The sequence below is a fragment of the Myxococcus guangdongensis genome (genome assembly GCF_024198255.1).
In the GTDB taxonomy this organism is placed as follows: Bacteria; Myxococcota; Myxococcia; order Myxococcales; family Myxococcaceae; genus Myxococcus; species Myxococcus guangdongensis.
Window position 1 is genome coordinate 1 of sequence record NZ_JAJVKW010000030.1, and the last position, 15,222, is coordinate 15,222.

Consider the following 15,222-nt stretch of genomic DNA (forward strand, 5'->3'; position numbering starts at 1 on the left):
TCGCACAGGACATGATGTTGAACCCGCCCAAGGGGCTGAGCCCGGATGACATCAAGGGGCTTCCCGATGCGGTGGCTCACTACCGCGCGCTCGAGGAGCAGTTCTGCCGGCCGCCCCCCGGCGCCTCCGTGAACCGCGGGGAGGAGCTCGTCAAGCTGTTCATCAAGCGGAACACCGAGGGCACGTCCCAGGCGAGGAGCATCACCAAGAAGTACGAGTCGCGAGCCGAGCAACTCGCCGATGACGGCTCCTCGGTGAGCGCCGGCCAGATTGCGCTCGCTGTCGCCATCGCCGTCGCCATCCTCGCGAAGGAAGCCGTCCCGGTTCTCCCGTAGCCCATCTCTGTCTCACGCGCGGGCGGTGCAGCACGGGCCGCCCGCGCTCCTCTCCTCTCTGCTGTGCCCGAGGCGAAACGTGACGCAGGACGAGATGCGAAAAGCTGTGGAGGCATTCAAGTTCGGGCCGCCCTTCTCCCTCCTGGATTTTCAGATGAAGCTGCAGCACGACGACGGGATTCACGTCTACGTCAGCGTGAGCGCAGCCTTCGCTGAGCGGGAGTCTGGAGACCTGCGGCGCGCCCGTTTCACGAAGCGCCTGGCGTACGGCGGCCTGGACCGCCCGGCGCTGCAGTCCTCGCTGCGTGAAGTGCTGCGGAGCTTCGTCCTGCATGAGTTGGACGAGTCCATCCTCGTTGACGGCGTGAGGGTGTTCGACCCCCACGCTCCGGGCGCGCCTGCCGCCGAGTTCGCAGCCCTCCAGCTCCAGCTCGAGCTGCTGGCCACGCCTTCTCCTTCCAGAAACTCCGAGGTGCGCCGTGACGACGCAGCGTGAAACGAAGTTGCAGCACGACCAGTGGTACGACGAGGCCATCTCTGCTGGCGACAAGCTGGCAGGCGCTGGCGTGCCCGAGCTGAAGGCTGTCAATTCCGAGCGACTGGTAGCGTCCCTCAAGAACCTCCGGGGAGAGGCAGCCAAGGTGCCGGGGCTGGAGGCGGACAACGCGGCGCTGCTGGAGGCGCTCAGGCGTGCGGGCGGCGCGCTCGGAGATGCGCAGCCCAACATCGGATGGGGAACGCCGCCACGCCTCGCCTGCGGGAAGGCGTACGACGCTGCCGGCGCGGTCGCGGACGCAGACCATCCCGGCGCCTCGCTGTTGGAGCGCCTCGCCACGCTCAAGTCCGAGCGCGACGCCGCACGGCAGACGGTCTCTGCTGCGGCCTCTCGTGAGCGCGAACTGATGGCCCGCACTTCGCTCGCGGAGTCCGACCGCGACATCGCCAAGGGCGAGGTAGATGTCTTGCGCGAGCAACTCAAGGAGGCGCGGAAGGACGCAAAGGAGGCGCTGGCCGAGCATCAACACCTCCTCGAGCGCGTCGCCACGCTGGAGACCTGTGTCCACTCGGAGGCCGAGCGACACCGGCGGAACCTGTTGGAGCGTGACGCCGCCGAGGCGCGCGTGAAGGAGTTGGAGGCGGGGCTGCACGCCCTCCACGATGTGGCGTGCACCATCCCGACCGAGCACGATGACGTGCGACTGGACAAGGCAATTGCCGCCGCGCGGGTGGTGCTGACGGGGTCCACCTCCCAGCCCCCGCCCGCCCCGGCGCAGGCGTTGACCAGAGGAGACGTGGATCCGACCAAGGAGATGACGGTGCTCAGGAGTGCCCTGTTCACCCTCCGAGGTCTCGTGGACGCCCCTGCCGAGTACGGCCACACGGACGTGGTGATGGAGGCGAACTCCCTATTGCGCAAGATGCGGGAGTCCGCTCCCACCCCGCCCGCGCTGGTGGAGGCGGTGGGTCCGGTGTTCGAGGAGTTCCGGAAGTGGGACGCGGAGACGGGGCACCTCGACGGTCGATGGCCGATGAACGTGCAGGCTCCTCGCTCGACGTGGCGTGCCGCGCTCGCCGCCTACGACGCCGCCCGGACTGCGCCCCCGACGCCCATCTCGCTGTTGGAAGCGGTGGGGCGCGTCCTACCTGCCCTCGCGCACGTCGAGCGCGTCGCCGATGGGCGAGTCGCCCAGGCTCGCGCCGACCTCCTCGACGCCATCACGTCCCTCCGCGCCGCCTACGACGCGAAGGGAGGTGGGCGATGACGGCCAAGGACATCGAGCAGGTGGTGTTCGCAGCGCTACGGCAGCACGGCCTGTCGCGCTCGCTGTGCATCGAGTCGGCGAGGGTCGTACGCGTGGCGGCCGAAGCCAAGGAGCAGGAGGGGGCACCGAAGGGAGTGTCGGCCCCGAAAGAGTCAGGTCTCGCGGAGGAGAGAGGCGACACGCTGGAGGTGGTCGCGGACATCCTGGACTGCAACATGGACCGCGCTGCGCTCGTGTCCGCCGTGACATCCGCGCACGAGGACGCCGCGAAGTACCGCGCGGCGGTGGAGCGGCTCGACGACATCCAGGGCGCCTTCCGTGCCTCGCGCACCGACGACGCCGGATGGATGGCCCGCGCTGGCCGATTCTTCGTGCTGGGCGAAGGCGTGGGGGCCATGCCCCAGTCCGGGCCGGAAGGTGACGAGAGTTCGACGCCGCGCGAGGACCCGCGCGCCGCGACTCAGGAGGACTTCCGCCATGGCGTCGGCCAGCGCCCTTCACTCCCCGGTGAGGACGTCAGGCAGTTGGCAGACGAGGGGCTCCGCCCGCACGGCGCTCTTGAGCAGCGGCTCCAGCGCCACCGCCAGCCCACACCCGTGCCGCGGGTGCCGGCGCTCAAGGCCGGGCCCGACGCGCCCGAGGTGGCGTGGGAGGGAGACGGGGGGCGGGTGCTGGCGGATGGGACGTGGGAGTTCGTCTCGGGCGGCACCTACCATGAAGGGTTCAACGCCCTCGCCCGCGCACTGGCCGAGGCGAAGAGGGCACCTGCCGACGACCTCCGCTCGTACACCCAGCTCGTTGACGCCGTGCGGGCGGCGCTGGCCCAGCTGCGCGCGAACCCTGTGGGCGAGGTGGCGGACGCCATCGACACGCTGGCCGGCGCGCTGACGCGAGGTCCCCATGCGTAGGTCAGCGAGGAGGTACGCCTCGAAGACGAGCGTCCCCGTCCACAAGTCCCGCGCCCAGATTGAGGAGCTCCTCGACCAGCACGGGGCCGACCCACGCCAGACGTCGGAGAGCCGCGAGCGCGGCGAGGCGGTGGTGACGTTCCGGCTGGAGAACCGCGTCGTCCGGTTCCGGATGCCGCTGCCGCAGCTCGAGCTCTTCACCACGCGCAAGGTCCGCGGGCAGACGGTGAAGGCGACGCCCGAGCAGCAGCGCACAGCCTACGAGCAGGCATGTCGCGAATCCTGGCGCGCTCTCCACGCCGCGCTGAAGGCGAAGTTCATCTCGTTGGAGGGCGGCATCGAGACCTTCGAGCAGGCATTTCTAGCGCACGTGGTGACGGCTGACGGGCACACCGTGGGCGAGCACGTCCTCCCGGCGCTGGAGGCGTCATACCGGACGGGCAAGGTGCTGCCCCTGTTGATGCCGGGGGAGCCGAAGCCATGAGCGCGTCCACCGTCGTCACGTTGTCCGGGTGGCTCGCCATCGTCGCGGGCATCGGCTTCCTCGTCTACGGCTCGGTACTCCGGGACAGGGAAGCGGAGAGGGCGGCGTTCGACCTGTGGAAGCAAGAGCGGCGCGAGCGAATGGAGCGCATGCCGTGAGCGTCAGCGACATCAACGCCCGGGCGACGTACCGCTACACGCGAGAGGGGCGCGGCGTCTATCACATGCCCCTCGCGGGCCCGTTCTCCCTCCACCCGCCGGGGGCAGTCCTTGGGCACTCCGGCCGGAGTATGCGCGCGGAGAATAGAGGCGGCGCGTCATGATGAGGCACACCCTCACCAAGGCGCTGGAGATGGTTCGCGCCCGCGTGGCGTCCGGCGACCCAGACCTGCACTGCGCCCTCCACTTCGTCGCGCGCTCACGCCGGCTGTTTCCCGAGCCCACCGCCGCGCTCGCTGAGAAGGCCGTTGTCCTCATGGACAAGCTCCTGGATGGCATCCGCTACGACGCCACGCCACAGGAGCTGGACAGCCCTTTCCCTGCTGGCCCCACCGAGCAGCAAATCCTTCGCTACCGCGGCTGGATGGAGGCATGCCTCACCGCACGGCGGAACATGGCACCGCCGGGCAGGGGCGGGCTGGGACTCGACACGTGGAGCGACGTGGGCGGGCTGACGCGACTCCAGGCCCTCGGACTCGTCACGTTGGCGCTCGAGCGACTGTCCCGCATGCCGGAGTTCGGGGCGGGCCCGCTCTTCCCTGGTGTGCGGGGCTGACGTGGACGAACGTACTCCTCAAGAGGTATGGCTGCCGCTGGCGTCGATGGGAGACAACCACTCCACCATCTCCTCTCTGTGGAGCAACACCATGCTGCGCGTCGCCCTCACCGCCGTTGCAACCCTCGTCGTCATGTCGTGCAGCGACTCGGCGTGTCGGTCCACCACCGCGGCACCGTCGGTCCCCCCGATGCCGGACGGCCCTCTGGCTGGGCAGGCACAACCGCCCTGCCGGGGCACCGCTGAGCTACCCCAGCTCGAGCTGCGTGGCGCGTGCTGGGTGCAGGTGCAGGCCCCCAAGGGCGCGGCCAAGGGCATCGTGGAGCTCGAGGGGAAGTTCTACGCGCCAGCCGCCCAGGACCACGCCCCCAACGGGTAGGCGCCCCGGCGCTGCCGTTGCCGTGGCCCTCATGTACCCTCCGCGCCATGCCACACGACCGCGTCACACGCGCGCGCGAATTCCTGATGCGCCTCAAGACCTCCACCCCGCGAGAGCTGGTCGACCTGCTCGACAGCGTCGAGCCCGAGCTCCGGCTGTTCTTCGAGGACCACACGAGCGACCTGCTTGAGGACGTAGCCCCCCTCCTCCCCGAGGAGTCCCGCGAGGCTGTGCTCGACGAAGTGCTCTCGCTGATGGTGCTGGGGTACCTGGTCCGCGCGAACGAGGAGGATGCTCCGCCGCGCCCGCCCCCCGTGCTCGCGTAGTCGCCCAGGTAACAAACGGAGTGGAGCCCGTCATGTAGGCATGTCCCCACGACGCTGCCCCCTCTGCGGCACGCACCTGTCCTCGTACGCCGCCGACCACGAGCACCAGGTCCGCGGGCTTCTCCACTGCCCCACGGCCGCGCGTCACCCGCAAGTAGGCCTCGACCCAGCGCCCTACGTCTACCGTCCCGGGCGCAACGGCCGTCTCATTCCGGTGTCGCTCGTCGCCAATCCCATCGCCCGGGAGAAGCTCCACAACAAACTGGGCGACTCGGGTTAGCCCTCCGACGGGAAAGACCGGAAGGCACCGAGTCTCAACCTCACGTTCTACTTCTTCTTCCTGAGCACACTCACCAGGAGAGCAGCTCCGCCAACAACAGCGACCGCCTTGCCGGACTTCGACTCAGTGAGCCAATGCCAGAGCGCGGGGATCAGGCCTCTCTTCGGGTCCGTGGCGTCGCGATGCGCAACAAGCCTCCCGTCGGAGTGCTCGTGTAGGTGAATCCGGCTCCCATCCTTCAGCGACAAAACCCAGTCGTGTGCCTGCCCGTCGGGCTCCGCCAACGGAGGCACTTCAAATCCAGAGTGCCTCGGATGCGGAAGTCCTTGCGGCGCGACCACACGCTCGCCAGCCCACAACTCGCGTTGGACCGACCCAACCCATGTCATCCACTGACGTTGAGCGGCAGACGGATTCATGACGTACACAGCCACACCTCGCGCGAGGGCCACCCAGCGGGATGCCGTGGCCATGTCCGATTCACCTAACGCAGAATCAGGTTCACGCAAGGTGGATACCTCCCCTGGAGCGACAAGCGGGCGAGGCACCGCGTTGCCAGCGGAATCCCGCGAGGGGAGCGCACGGCGTTGGCGTCTTCCCTTCCATGGATGCCAAGAGCAGACACCGCTGCCCTCGATGTGGCGGACACCTCGTCCCGTGCGAGGTCACCGATGGGGAGTTGGGATGGGAGGCGCTCCTCAAGTGCCGGACGTGCCACCGCTCGGGGACACCGACCTACCGCCCCAACAAGAGGGGGCGGCTCGTTCCCGTCTCACAGGCAGCCCACCCACCCAGGCAGTGAGGTGGAAGTGTGACCCACCACACCAATAGATGCACATCTATTGATTTGATATAGATGCACATCTATAAACCTCCCACACCGCTCACACCGAGCGGCGCGAAGGAGTCGTCCATGTCAGGCACCATCTCCGCGAGGTTCTCGGGCTTCTGCGGCCGCTGCAAGCAGGGGTGGGCGCCAGGCGACGACATCACCCGCGACGCGAGCACCGAGAAGTGGGTGCACGCCGAGTGCCCCCGCCCCGCTCCCAAGCCAGAGAAGAAGGCTCCAGCCCCCCTTCCTCCGCTTGTTCTCGCTGACGTCGCGCCGCTCACGTCCAGCGGCGCACTGGAGGCGAGTGAGGCGATGGGATTGGCCGACGCGCTCCTCGCCGGCCAGGGCATGGGGCTACTCGGCGGCGACGGCCTCTCGCTCAACTACAAGGGGCTCCGAATCATCTGCCCGCTCCCTGCCACCGAGGCGCAGGTCCGGGCGGCAGCGGCGGCCCTGGTGGTGGAGGTGGAGAGCTACCGCACGCGCCAGACGGCGGAGGCCACGCCCCCGCTCGCGGCCCCCGCGGTTGAGCGAGAGCGGGCCGCTCGGCGGCACGACGCCCTCTACAACGAGGGCGTGGCCGGTGGTGGGTACAACCCCTACCGAAAGGCCGACAACGAGGTCCGCGCCGACGAGTTGGAGCTGGATGGCCGGGTGGTCGCGGTGGGGGGCGGACGACGGCTGACGGTGACGGGGCTCCGCGCGCCGACGCTTGAGGGCACAGCGCGGGAGCTGACCGAGGGCCGAGAGGTCCGCGCCCTCGAGGTCCGGGCCGTGCTGGCGGACCTGCTGGCGCAGTCGGCCAAGCTGACGGCCCTTCCCGAATCCGAGCTGCTCGCCATCGTCGCGGGGCTCGAAGCGGTGCTCGCACGTGAGGAGACACGTGCTGGAAGCTGGTGGATGCACCGGCGCCCGAGACGGGATGAGCCGCTCGGCATCTCCATCCGCCAGGAGGTACGGGCCGCGGTCCGCCTCGACGCCCAGCCCCCTGGGCACCTCCACGTGAAGCTGGAGGCGCTCTGATGAGGCTCTGCGCCGCCCGCAGCGCGTCCGTTGTCGACGATGGCGAGCGTCGGCTCACCGTCGAGGTGGAGGTCAAACCCGGAGTCCCCGGAGGATACGGCCCCGTCGGATGGGTCGCCTCCATGACGCCTCACGCTGGCGTGTTCCAGGTGGCGTTCCTGCGGCTCGACCGCTCGGGGGTCAATCGCTCGGGCCACGGCCACGGCCACGCCGAGGTGACACGCCCCGGAATCTACTGCGCGCAATCGCAGTGGAGGGCCACTGCGCGACACCGCGTCTACTTCGAGGTGCAGGAACTCGGCGAGCGGTTGGTGCCGGAGGTGCTCGGCGCCGACATCGAGGGACGGGAGCCAACGACGCTGAGGGCCCTCGAGTCCCGGTTTGGCGTGTCCGCTGACATGGCGGACGCAGCCGAGCAGGTCCTCGCGGACGAGCTCGAGCAAGGGCGCGTGAGGGTGAGCGTCGCCGGGCTTGATTTGACCGTGACGGGGCTCGCCCCGGTGATGCTGAGGGGCTCGCCGAAGCAGGTGCGCTGGGCGCGGGGGATTCGCGCGCGCGAGGTGGAGGGCTTCTTCTCGCGGTTGCTGGTCAAGCTGGGGCCGGTGCTTCTCCAGTCCCCCGGACGCGTGCCCGAAGCAAGCGAGGGATTAGCTGGCTTCGCAACCGTGCTGTCGGGGGAGGTACTCGCCCAGGAGAAGGACGCAAGCTGGTGGATTAACCGCCGCCCGCACCCGCCCAGCGACGCTGGCCTGGAGCTGCGCGCGGTGGTGGGCGCGGCCACTCCGGCGAGGGTGGCCGCGCTGGGGCTGAACGTGTCTCCGTGCGTCGAATTGTCCCTCGCGGGGATGGACCCAGGATGACAACTGGCCCCAAGCCAAGGAGCGCCCCGCCCCCCGGCACCTCCTCGTGAAGCCGGAGCAACTCTGAGCCGCCACGTCCCTACCACCAGGGGGGTAGCGACAGGCCCGTGGTGAGCGGTGAGCATGCCCAAACGCGGCCCGGTGCCGCTCAGGGAGGGAGGAAGACGTGAACGAGGAAGACGTGGACGTGAGCGAGGAGCGCGTGAGCATCGAGCTCTGGCGCGACGGGAGCATTCTCGAGTCCTTCGAGGGCACACGGGACGAAGCGCTCCACCGTGCCTGGGAGAGCAAGGCACTGCCCTTCAAGAGGGTGCACGCGAACTTCCTCAGGGATTTGCTCATCGACTTCCCCTGCCATGAAGTCGACGAGGCGACAGTCGAATGCAGGTCGCCCGTCGGGCAGTTCCGGCTCGCCGCTCAACGCGTCAAGCGAGGGCAACTCGCAACAGCGCATTCCCCTGGGGGCGGCTTCGGGGAGACGGCGAGCCAGGACCAGGTCGCCAAGCCGGTGAACCTGGGGGGACGACTGCTCCCGCCATCCCACGACGGAGGCATGTGGACCTTCCAGCCGGACCATTTCACCTACGAGGACGCAACCCACAGCCACTTCCTCGGGATGTACCCGAGACGCATCACCTGGCCGGATGGAGCTCCACCCTGGCACGGTGCCTCGCCAAGATAGAGTCCCCTTCATGACAAAGCCGTCAGGTGCAGGTCCGCAGCGCGCCCCCAAGGGCTCCGTGGTGAATCGATTGCACCTTGGACTCCAAGCGCGGCACGTGGAAGCGCTGCGGCGCCTGGAGGAATGCCTCGCCAATGGCACCCTGCCCCCGGCCCTGGCGGCCTTGTGCGATGAGTTGAAAGGCGTCTACCCAGCCAACAGCACCGGCGCCCTGCTGCTCGCGTTGGAGGCGTGCGCGGCCGTGTGTGGATGGGTTCCTCCTGCACCAGAGAGTGGCAAGCCATGACAGGCATGTACGTCCTCACCGCGGCGATGTACCCCGAAGCGACCTCGCGCTACGCGGCCCTCGGCTCACCGGCCCAGGCACTCGCCGCCCTCCGCCGCGACGTGGCCACCGGCAACCTCAGCAACGACGACGCAGACGCCATCGCCATGGGCCTGCCGCTCGTCGCAATGGAGGAGTCCGCGCGGCGGACGGGCTACCTGCGCCTCCAGGAGGCCCTCAACGCCGATGAGACGTGGGCGGCCATCGAGGCTGCGACGGGTGCGGACCCCCTCCGCCTTGGGCAACTCCAGCGACGCCTGCCGCAGATGTGGATGCGGAGCGTCTGGCACGGCACCGGACGGCAGCAGTTGGCCGTGTCCCTCGCCGACGCCCCGCGCCTCCAGCACCTCGAACTCCACGGCTACACCACCGACGACGTGCGGCTCCCAGGAGACAGCCGAGCCGTCCACATCCCCGTGCCACCCGCAGCCGCGCTGGTGGTGCCCGACGCGCACGGCAGGAAGTGGCTCGCCGCTCACCTCCTCATCGTCGAGGAGCCCGCTCCGCGGCGCATGTGGCGGCTGTGCCTGGAGGCCGGCACGTTGGACCCGGCCCCCGCCCGTCACGTCATCGTCATGGACCTCCCCGCTCGCACACGCCTCGACACCGCGGTGCAGCGGCACCACGAGAAGGCAGTGCGTGGACTCGACTGGCGCCCCATCTGGACCTGGGCGCTCGGAGCTGTCCTGACGCAGTCACCACCCACGTCGCGGGCCTGAAGGACACCACCATGGAAATCCTCAACTGGCCCGGACCTCCTCCCGCCGCGCGTGGGTACTGGCGGCGAGGAAGCCCCGACGACGCCATGCGCGCCATGCAGCAGGATTTCCTGGCAGGCCGCCTCGCCCCCGCTCTCTATGACCTGGCCTTCGGCTCGCTCCCGTTTGTCGCGCTCGAAGACGCAGTCGGCGTGAGCGAGACGCTCCGCATGGACGACGCCCTCTCGGACAAGCGCTTCACGGCGACCCTCGACCGGGTGGCAGGAAGTCCGGAGCACCGGCACCGGTACAAGGTCCACTCGATGGAGCTATGGTTCCGCCTCGCCTACGAGCGCGCGGGCAGCCATGACTACGAGGTGGCGCCCGGACTTGCCCAGCGCCTGCGCCACACCGAGCTGCGCGGACTCATCACCGACGACCTCCACCTTCCCCACGCATGCCTGCTGCTGCGGGTACCCTTGGAGGCAGCGCTGACACTTCCCGACGGCGACGGCTCGTCGCTGCCGGTGACGGGGATGCTCCTCGCTGAGGAGCCCGAGCCCGCGCGCTGCTGGCGCATCTGCGTTGAGGCGCGGCGTCCTGACGGCGCTCGGACGCTCAACCTCTTCTCGGTGGGGCTCCCGGAAGGGCGCATGCTGGAGGACGCCCTCACCGAGCACGCGGCGAAGACAGGCGAAGCCCCCCACGGCGATTGGCGAGCTCTCTGGAACTGGGCCATGAACGTCACCCTCTACTCGGCCAGCGGGGGTGTGCGGGAAGAGGTGTGGCACAACCGCGAAGCACGGCAGCTCCGCGAGCGCATGGAGAAGCTCCCCAAGGGGGAGAAGCGCGACAAGCTCCGCGCGAAGCTGAAGGAACTGGACCCGCAGCGCCGCATCATCCTGGGCCGCAACGTCCCTCCCGTGGAGCGCCCTCCCGAGTCCGAGGGCACCGGGAAGCCGCTCGTCGTTCGCGTGCGCGTCTCCGGGCACTGGAAGCGCCAGGCGCACGGCACCGAGCGCCGCGAGCGGAGGCTCATCTGGGTGCAGCCCTACTGGCGCGGACCAGACGACGGAGCAGCACCCGTCACGACGACGCACGAACTCCGGTAGCCCCTCCAGCAGGGAGCCCCCGTGGGCGCGAGCAAGTAGTCGATGCGCTCATGCCGAGGCTGGCAACCTACGAGCAGCCCCGGTCGAGCATCACGGCGACACGTCGATGCCTGCGGAATGCGAGCCCGCTCCTCGGCGAGCCGTGCCCGTGATGTCGACGGCGACAATCTCCGACTCGTCCAGCTCTTCCGCCAGTCGCTCGACGACGCGCTCACTCACCGCCACCACAGTCGGACCGACCCTGGCGAAATCGACGGAGGGCACCTCGTCCAGTCGCAGCTTGCCGAAGGGTGGCAGCACGAAGTCTGTACGTCCGCAGGTCCTGCAGGGCTTGTAGGAATCCGCGCCCCGAATACTCCCCCCAGGTCGCACCTCAAGCTCCACCAGGTCGGCAACACCTGGTCGCGCCCGCAGTCGTGTGGGAGCAGGCAGAGCCCCCGTCAGCCCCTCAAGCCTGCCGACCACAGCGGGCTGAACGAGGAGCATCCAGGGCACGTGGATGACTACAGGCGCGAATTTCCCCCTGGCCTTTCCCGTCAGGGCGCCGAACCCCGTACCGGGCCCGACGATGAGCCCTTCCGGAACCAGGGGCAGCACGCGCTGCCGAAGGGTCACGAACTGAGCCCAGGGGACACACCGAGCACGCTCGTAGTCCCGCCGCTCCGGTAGCGTCGAGAGGTCCACCGTCGGGTAGTCGTACCCACCGCCACCCCATGCCTCCTTACAGGTGGGGCACTCCACTCCGGGGAGAACCCATTCCCGTCCCAGGTCGAAGCGACCAGTCCACTTTGACCGTTCGACACGGCGCTGGGTCAACGCGAAGTAGCGCATTCATTCTCCTGATGCTGCAGAGAGTGCCAGCCGCTGCCAGTACGTCATCGGCACCCCGATGAGACCATACCGCTCAACCATTGCTCCACCATGCCGGAAGTGGGCAGCACGCGTCGCGCGCAGTTGGTTCGCTTGAATCCAGCGGAACCAGTCCTGGTTCCACGGTCCCCCATCCTTGCCCGCATGGACCCGCCGGTGCTCTGCAACGTCGACGAGCAACGTGTACTGGTGAATGTCGATGCCGACGCCTCGGAAGTAATCCGCGAAGGCGCGCGGGAAGATGTGGTGGCGCTCCTTCTCGCGACGTTTCCAATCCGCGATGGCCTTCTTCGCTGCCTTGACACTCGGGAGCTCATCTCGTCGGTACCACGGGATGATGAACACCGCCTCGCGCCCCGGTAGGGGCACAGCTCCACCCCAGTAGCGCTGAATGCGCGCTGTCGCCGCGTCTGCGCTCCGGGCAGGTGCTGTGCGGAAGGCATACGGCGGGGATGCAAGGTCCTCGCATCGGAAGAGACCGCACTCGTCATCGCTGCAGGAAGGGGCATAGCACCCCTCATCGCCATCGCCTGCGGACTGGGCGCAGTCCTCCGCGGAGTCATCTTGCAGCGTTGCCGTGAAGTCCGACGCGACAGCGTGCTCGCTGCTCGCGCACCCAGCCAACAGCAGCACCGCCAACCATCCAATCACTCGCATGACCACCCCCGGCGCCAGCTTCAGCCACGAGGTGCTCATCCATCAAGGACGCCGCGGGTCGTGGGCCCGGCACGCCTCGTGCTCATGGCCCGCGTGACTGCGCGGCCGGAAACTTCTCCCCAGGGCCGCGCCGAAGGACTGCGCCAATGCCCGCCCACCTCGTACGACTGACGCTCCCCATTCTGCTCACGGCCCTCACCCTCAGCGCCTGTGGACCCACGGAGGCGGAGCCCGATGGGCGTCCGCGCCCATCCGCCCCCAGAGACGGGGGGACTCCTGTGCCGGACGCGGGCCCCCCCCTCCGAGGGGGACGCGGGCAGCAACGGGCGCGCGGACGCTGGCAGCCCGTCACGCGACGGCGGCACGCCTCCAGCCTCCTGCACGCCGAGTTGCACCGGCCAGGAGTGCGGAGACAACGGCTGCGGCGGGAGCTGTGGCACCTGCAGCTCGGGCGAGAGTTGCACGGACGGCCGCTGCGCATGCGTCCCGCGCTGTGACGGCCGGCAGTGCGGCCCGGACGGCTGCGGGGGCACGTGCGGCACCTGCGGCTCCGGCTCCACCTGCTCGGCGTCTGGCGCCTGCGTCTGCGTGCCCCAGTGCCAGGGCAAGTCCTGCGGGCCTGACGGCTGCGGTGGGAGCTGCGGCACGTGTCCCTCCAACTCCACCTGCACCGCCTCCGGCGAGGTGTGCGGGTGCGCCGCCGGCTACGTGCCGGACGCCGCCAGCGAGGCCTGCGTGCGCATCGGCGGCCCCTGCCAGGGCGTCAGCGAGTATGGCCACTGCGCGGGGGACTCCTGGGTGCGCTGCGACGCCCAGGCGGGCGTCGTCGTCGTCCCGTGCGGCGCCGGACGGTGCAAGACGGTCGACGCACAAGGCACCGGGGCATGCATGTGCGGCAGCATCGGCTCCGACGGCATCTGTATGGCGCCGGATTTGACTCGCACCACTCGGCCCACCACCCACTTCGTCTGCGCCAGCAGCCTGGGAATCCTCATGGCCGAGAACTGCGCGGCGAGCACTGGCTCCCCTAGAGGGCTGTGCTCTTCCTTCGTGACGTCCTCGGGGTACATGACGTCCTGCTTCTGCGACGACTGCATTCAGGGCATCGGCGGCACGTGCCGCCCGCTGTGCGGGGGGCGCGACGTCTGCAAGTACCGGTCAGAGGGGAACGTCCACACCTGCGGCTTCTGACGCGCCTTTCACCCGGACCTGGCCGCGGTGCTGCCCCATGGGCTGTGCCGAGAGGCTGTGCGTCCGCCTTCCTGTCTCTCACCTCAGCCGGAGTCCACCATGGAGCCCATTCGCACACGCACCACGCCTCTTCTCCCTCTCCTACGAGAGCCAGCTGACGGGCTTTCACTTGAGACGAAGTCAACTCCCCGCGCCACGCGCCTCGACAACTTCATCGAGGCCTTCCCCGCGCGAGCGTCCTCCACCAGCGCGCTCGTGCCTTCTGACGCGGCGCTGTCGACGGCGGGCGAGCTCAAGCCCAGTGCGGCCGACACCGCGAAGGCACCCACGGAGGGCGCGCCGAAGGAGAAGGGGTTCTTCGCCCGAGTCGGCGCGGCCATCGGCGGTGCCATCAACCGCGCCGCCGACGCGGTGGGCGGGCTGGTGACGGGCGCGGTGGAGGCCACCATCGGCACGCTGCGCAACACCGTGGAGTCCGTGGGCACCGTCTTCCGCGGCCTGGGTAACATCTTCACGGGGCGCTTCCGCGAGGGCTTCACCCAGCTCGGGTTGGGCCTCGTGAAGGGGCTCCAGACACCGCTGGACGCCACCCTCATCCTCGGCGGGCGCGCCATCAGCGCGGTGCAGACGCTGCTCGGCCTCGAGCCGGTCCGCCGAAGCCTCACGGACGACGAAGTCTCCGCGCTCCGCACCGTCTACGGAGACTCCATCGACTACTCGCGCATCAGCATCAAGGAGGGCAGCGCGGGACTCTTCTCCCTCTCCGGCCGGGCGTTCACCCACGGGGACACCATCTACATCCCGAAGAAGCACCTACCCCTGCAGCTCGACTTGCTGGTCCACGAGGTGGGGCACGTCTGGCAGCACCAGAACGGGGGCACCGACTACATGAGCGAGGCCCTCGTCGCGCAGTTCTTCGGGGACGGGTACAACGTCCTCAAGGCGCTGCGGGAGGGCAAGGCATGGGAGGACATGAATCCGGAGCAGCAGGCGGAGCTGCTCGAGCTCGGCTTCAAGTCGGGGCACCTGGAGGACGCGTCCATCCCCTTCATCCTGGAGGGAGAGGACTACACCGCGCAGCTCGACGCGGCGCTGCTCGAGGTCCGCGCGGGCCGGGGGGCTCCGTAGCCATGGCCCTCCAACGATTTCCCTTCCTCGCCGTGCTGCTCGTGGCCGCCCTCACCGGCGCCTGTGAGCCACCCCTCCACGTGCAGCTCGCTTCCTCCGAGGAGTCTCTCCCCTCCCCGGCCTTCGTCATCCGCGAGCCCTCTCGTCCCGAGGGGCCACGGTACAACCTCGTCCGCGTCAGCCTTCTGGACGGGACGCCGGTGTGGGCCATCCGCGCCCGTGGCGGACTGGGAGGACCAGGGCCTGCACGCCTCGTGTACGGGGTGGTGCCCGACGGCTTCGAGGAGGTGCAGCCCTCCACGCCGCTGGAGGTGGGCCGCACCTACGCCGTTTCCGTGTCGGGCGAGGGGCGCGGAGGGCTCCACGTCCGCGTCCAGCAGGACGGGAGCCTCACGACAGCGCCCTAGGAAAGGCGCGGCTCAGGCCGCGCGGGCCAACACTTCACCACGTGCAGCATCCAAGCGCATCGCAGACACCTCTGTGCAGCATCACTTCTCGAACTCCTCGCCCGCAGTCTGCAAACAAGCCCCCTGACCATGCCGCTCGTCGAGCGGCCGCAAGTCACAAGGACTGAACAGAACGTCAGGAAATGTGC

General features: G+C 69.2%; 20 protein-coding genes. 17 read left to right on the forward strand and 3 right to left on the reverse strand.

Annotated features, from left to right (window positions below; translation table 11 throughout):
* The 15 genes from LXT21_RS44030 to LXT21_RS44100 all read left to right on the forward strand — a co-directional run.
* On the forward strand, positions 1-335 hold a 335-nt coding region (locus LXT21_RS44030; protein ID WP_254044266.1), incomplete at its 5' end, for a hypothetical protein.
* A gap of 154 nt (positions 336-489) precedes the next feature.
* Positions 490-831, forward strand: coding sequence for a hypothetical protein (locus LXT21_RS44035; RefSeq protein ID WP_254044267.1), 342 nt, complete (start codon positions 490-492; stop codon positions 829-831).
* A complete protein-coding gene (locus LXT21_RS44040) occupies positions 815-2,098 on the forward strand; it encodes a hypothetical protein (protein WP_254044268.1) in 1,284 nt (427 codons plus the stop codon). Before LXT21_RS44035 ends, LXT21_RS44040 begins: the two co-directional genes overlap by 17 nt.
* A complete protein-coding gene (locus tag LXT21_RS44045; RefSeq protein ID WP_254044269.1) occupies positions 2,095-3,006 on the forward strand; it encodes a hypothetical protein in 912 nt (303 codons plus the stop codon). Before LXT21_RS44040 ends, LXT21_RS44045 begins: the two co-directional genes overlap by 4 nt.
* Positions 2,999-3,490: a hypothetical protein gene (locus LXT21_RS44050; protein ID WP_254044270.1), complete on the forward strand. Its 492-nt coding sequence runs from the start codon at positions 2,999-3,001 to the stop codon at positions 3,488-3,490. The genes LXT21_RS44045 and LXT21_RS44050 overlap by 8 nt, the downstream gene beginning before the upstream one ends.
* On the forward strand, positions 3,487-3,648 hold the full coding sequence (locus tag LXT21_RS44055; RefSeq protein WP_254044271.1) for a hypothetical protein: 162 nt from the start codon (positions 3,487-3,489) through the stop codon (positions 3,646-3,648). Before LXT21_RS44050 ends, LXT21_RS44055 begins: the two co-directional genes overlap by 4 nt.
* A 160-nt stretch (positions 3,649-3,808) precedes the next feature.
* Positions 3,809-4,264, forward strand: coding sequence for a hypothetical protein (locus tag LXT21_RS44060; protein ID WP_254044272.1), 456 nt, complete (start codon positions 3,809-3,811; stop codon positions 4,262-4,264).
* Between the two features lies 1 nt (position 4,265).
* Entirely contained in the window at positions 4,266-4,643 is a 378-nt protein-coding gene (locus LXT21_RS44065) for a hypothetical protein (RefSeq protein ID WP_254044273.1), read from the forward strand.
* 86 nt (positions 4,644-4,729) lie between these two features.
* A complete protein-coding gene (locus tag LXT21_RS44070; RefSeq protein WP_254044274.1) occupies positions 4,730-4,969 on the forward strand; it encodes a hypothetical protein in 240 nt (79 codons plus the stop codon).
* 40 nt (positions 4,970-5,009) lie between these two features.
* Positions 5,010-5,249: a hypothetical protein gene (locus LXT21_RS44075; RefSeq protein ID WP_254044275.1), complete on the forward strand. Its 240-nt coding sequence runs from the start codon at positions 5,010-5,012 to the stop codon at positions 5,247-5,249.
* A gap of 913 nt (positions 5,250-6,162) precedes the next feature.
* A complete protein-coding gene (locus tag LXT21_RS44080) occupies positions 6,163-7,104 on the forward strand; it encodes a hypothetical protein (protein ID WP_254044276.1) in 942 nt (313 codons plus the stop codon).
* Entirely contained in the window at positions 7,104-7,964 is an 861-nt protein-coding gene (locus LXT21_RS44085; protein ID WP_254044277.1) for a hypothetical protein, read from the forward strand. The genes LXT21_RS44080 and LXT21_RS44085 overlap by 1 nt, the downstream gene beginning before the upstream one ends.
* A 166-nt stretch (positions 7,965-8,130) precedes the next feature.
* The gene (locus tag LXT21_RS44090; RefSeq protein ID WP_254044278.1) at positions 8,131-8,646 is read left to right on the forward strand and encodes a hypothetical protein; all 516 of its coding nucleotides are present in this window, start codon (positions 8,131-8,133) and stop codon (positions 8,644-8,646) included.
* A 282-nt stretch (positions 8,647-8,928) separates the two neighbouring features.
* Positions 8,929-9,690 (forward strand): hypothetical protein, encoded by a 762-nt coding sequence (locus LXT21_RS44095; protein WP_254044279.1) that lies wholly within the window; start codon positions 8,929-8,931, stop codon positions 9,688-9,690.
* An 11-nt stretch (positions 9,691-9,701) separates the two neighbouring features.
* Positions 9,702-10,781 (forward strand): hypothetical protein, encoded by a 1,080-nt coding sequence (locus LXT21_RS44100; RefSeq protein WP_254044280.1) that lies wholly within the window; start codon positions 9,702-9,704, stop codon positions 10,779-10,781.
* A gap of 90 nt (positions 10,782-10,871) precedes the next feature.
* On the opposite strand, the gene sitI6 is transcribed toward LXT21_RS44100, so the two are convergent.
* From sitI6 to LXT21_RS44115, 3 genes are all read right to left on the reverse strand, one after another.
* Positions 10,872-11,612 carry a SitI6 family double-CXXCG motif immunity protein gene (sitI6, locus tag LXT21_RS44105; RefSeq protein WP_254044281.1) on the reverse strand — a complete coding sequence of 247 codons (741 nt, stop codon included), beginning with the start codon at positions 11,610-11,612 and terminating at the stop codon, positions 10,872-10,874.
* Positions 11,613-12,308, reverse strand: coding sequence for a SitA6 family polymorphic toxin lipoprotein (sitA6, locus tag LXT21_RS44110; protein WP_456094097.1), 696 nt, complete (start codon positions 12,306-12,308; stop codon positions 11,613-11,615).
* 704 nt (positions 12,309-13,012) lie between these two features.
* Positions 13,013-13,405: a hypothetical protein gene (locus tag LXT21_RS44115; protein ID WP_254044283.1), complete on the reverse strand. Its 393-nt coding sequence runs from the start codon at positions 13,403-13,405 to the stop codon at positions 13,013-13,015.
* 349 nt (positions 13,406-13,754) lie between these two features.
* Between LXT21_RS44115 and LXT21_RS44120 the strand changes: the two genes are divergently transcribed.
* Together LXT21_RS44120 and LXT21_RS44125 are read left to right on the forward strand one after the other, a co-directional pair.
* Positions 13,755-14,627: a hypothetical protein gene (locus LXT21_RS44120; RefSeq protein WP_254044284.1), complete on the forward strand. Its 873-nt coding sequence runs from the start codon at positions 13,755-13,757 to the stop codon at positions 14,625-14,627.
* Between the two features lie 2 nt (positions 14,628-14,629).
* Positions 14,630-15,034 carry a hypothetical protein gene (locus LXT21_RS44125; protein WP_254044285.1) on the forward strand — a complete coding sequence of 135 codons (405 nt, stop codon included), beginning with the start codon at positions 14,630-14,632 and terminating at the stop codon, positions 15,032-15,034.
* Positions 15,035-15,222 lie beyond the last annotated feature (188 nt).

Excerpts from the sequence above, each read along its gene's own strand:
- LXT21_RS44045 (WP_254044269.1), top strand. The coding sequence starts at position 2,095 with ATGACGGCCAAGGACATCGAGCAGGTGGTGTTCGCAGCGCTACGGCAG.
- LXT21_RS44080 (WP_254044276.1), top strand. The coding sequence starts at position 6,163 with ATGTCAGGCACCATCTCCGCGAGGTTCTCGGGCTTCTGCGGCCGCTGC.
- sitI6 (WP_254044281.1), bottom strand. The coding sequence starts at position 11,612 with ATGCGCTACTTCGCGTTGACCCAGCGCCGTGTCGAACGGTCAAAGTGG.
- LXT21_RS44085 (WP_254044277.1), top strand. The coding sequence starts at position 7,104 with ATGAGGCTCTGCGCCGCCCGCAGCGCGTCCGTTGTCGACGATGGCGAG.
- LXT21_RS44125 (WP_254044285.1), top strand. The coding sequence starts at position 14,630 with ATGGCCCTCCAACGATTTCCCTTCCTCGCCGTGCTGCTCGTGGCCGCC.
- LXT21_RS44035 (WP_254044267.1), top strand. The coding sequence starts at position 490 with ATGAAGCTGCAGCACGACGACGGGATTCACGTCTACGTCAGCGTGAGC.
- LXT21_RS44075 (WP_254044275.1), top strand. The coding sequence starts at position 5,010 with ATGTCCCCACGACGCTGCCCCCTCTGCGGCACGCACCTGTCCTCGTAC.
- LXT21_RS44070 (WP_254044274.1), top strand. The coding sequence starts at position 4,730 with ATGCGCCTCAAGACCTCCACCCCGCGAGAGCTGGTCGACCTGCTCGAC.
- sitA6 (WP_456094097.1), bottom strand. The coding sequence starts at position 12,308 with ATGCGAGTGATTGGATGGTTGGCGGTGCTGCTGTTGGCTGGGTGCGCG.
- LXT21_RS44100 (WP_254044280.1), top strand. The coding sequence starts at position 9,702 with ATGGAAATCCTCAACTGGCCCGGACCTCCTCCCGCCGCGCGTGGGTAC.
- LXT21_RS44050 (WP_254044270.1), top strand. The coding sequence starts at position 2,999 with ATGCGTAGGTCAGCGAGGAGGTACGCCTCGAAGACGAGCGTCCCCGTC.
- LXT21_RS44055 (WP_254044271.1), top strand. The coding sequence starts at position 3,487 with ATGAGCGCGTCCACCGTCGTCACGTTGTCCGGGTGGCTCGCCATCGTC.
- LXT21_RS44060 (WP_254044272.1), top strand. The coding sequence starts at position 3,809 with ATGATGAGGCACACCCTCACCAAGGCGCTGGAGATGGTTCGCGCCCGC.
- LXT21_RS44095 (WP_254044279.1), top strand. The coding sequence starts at position 8,929 with ATGACAGGCATGTACGTCCTCACCGCGGCGATGTACCCCGAAGCGACC.
- LXT21_RS44115 (WP_254044283.1), bottom strand. The coding sequence starts at position 13,405 with ATGCAGTCGTCGCAGAAGCAGGACGTCATGTACCCCGAGGACGTCACG.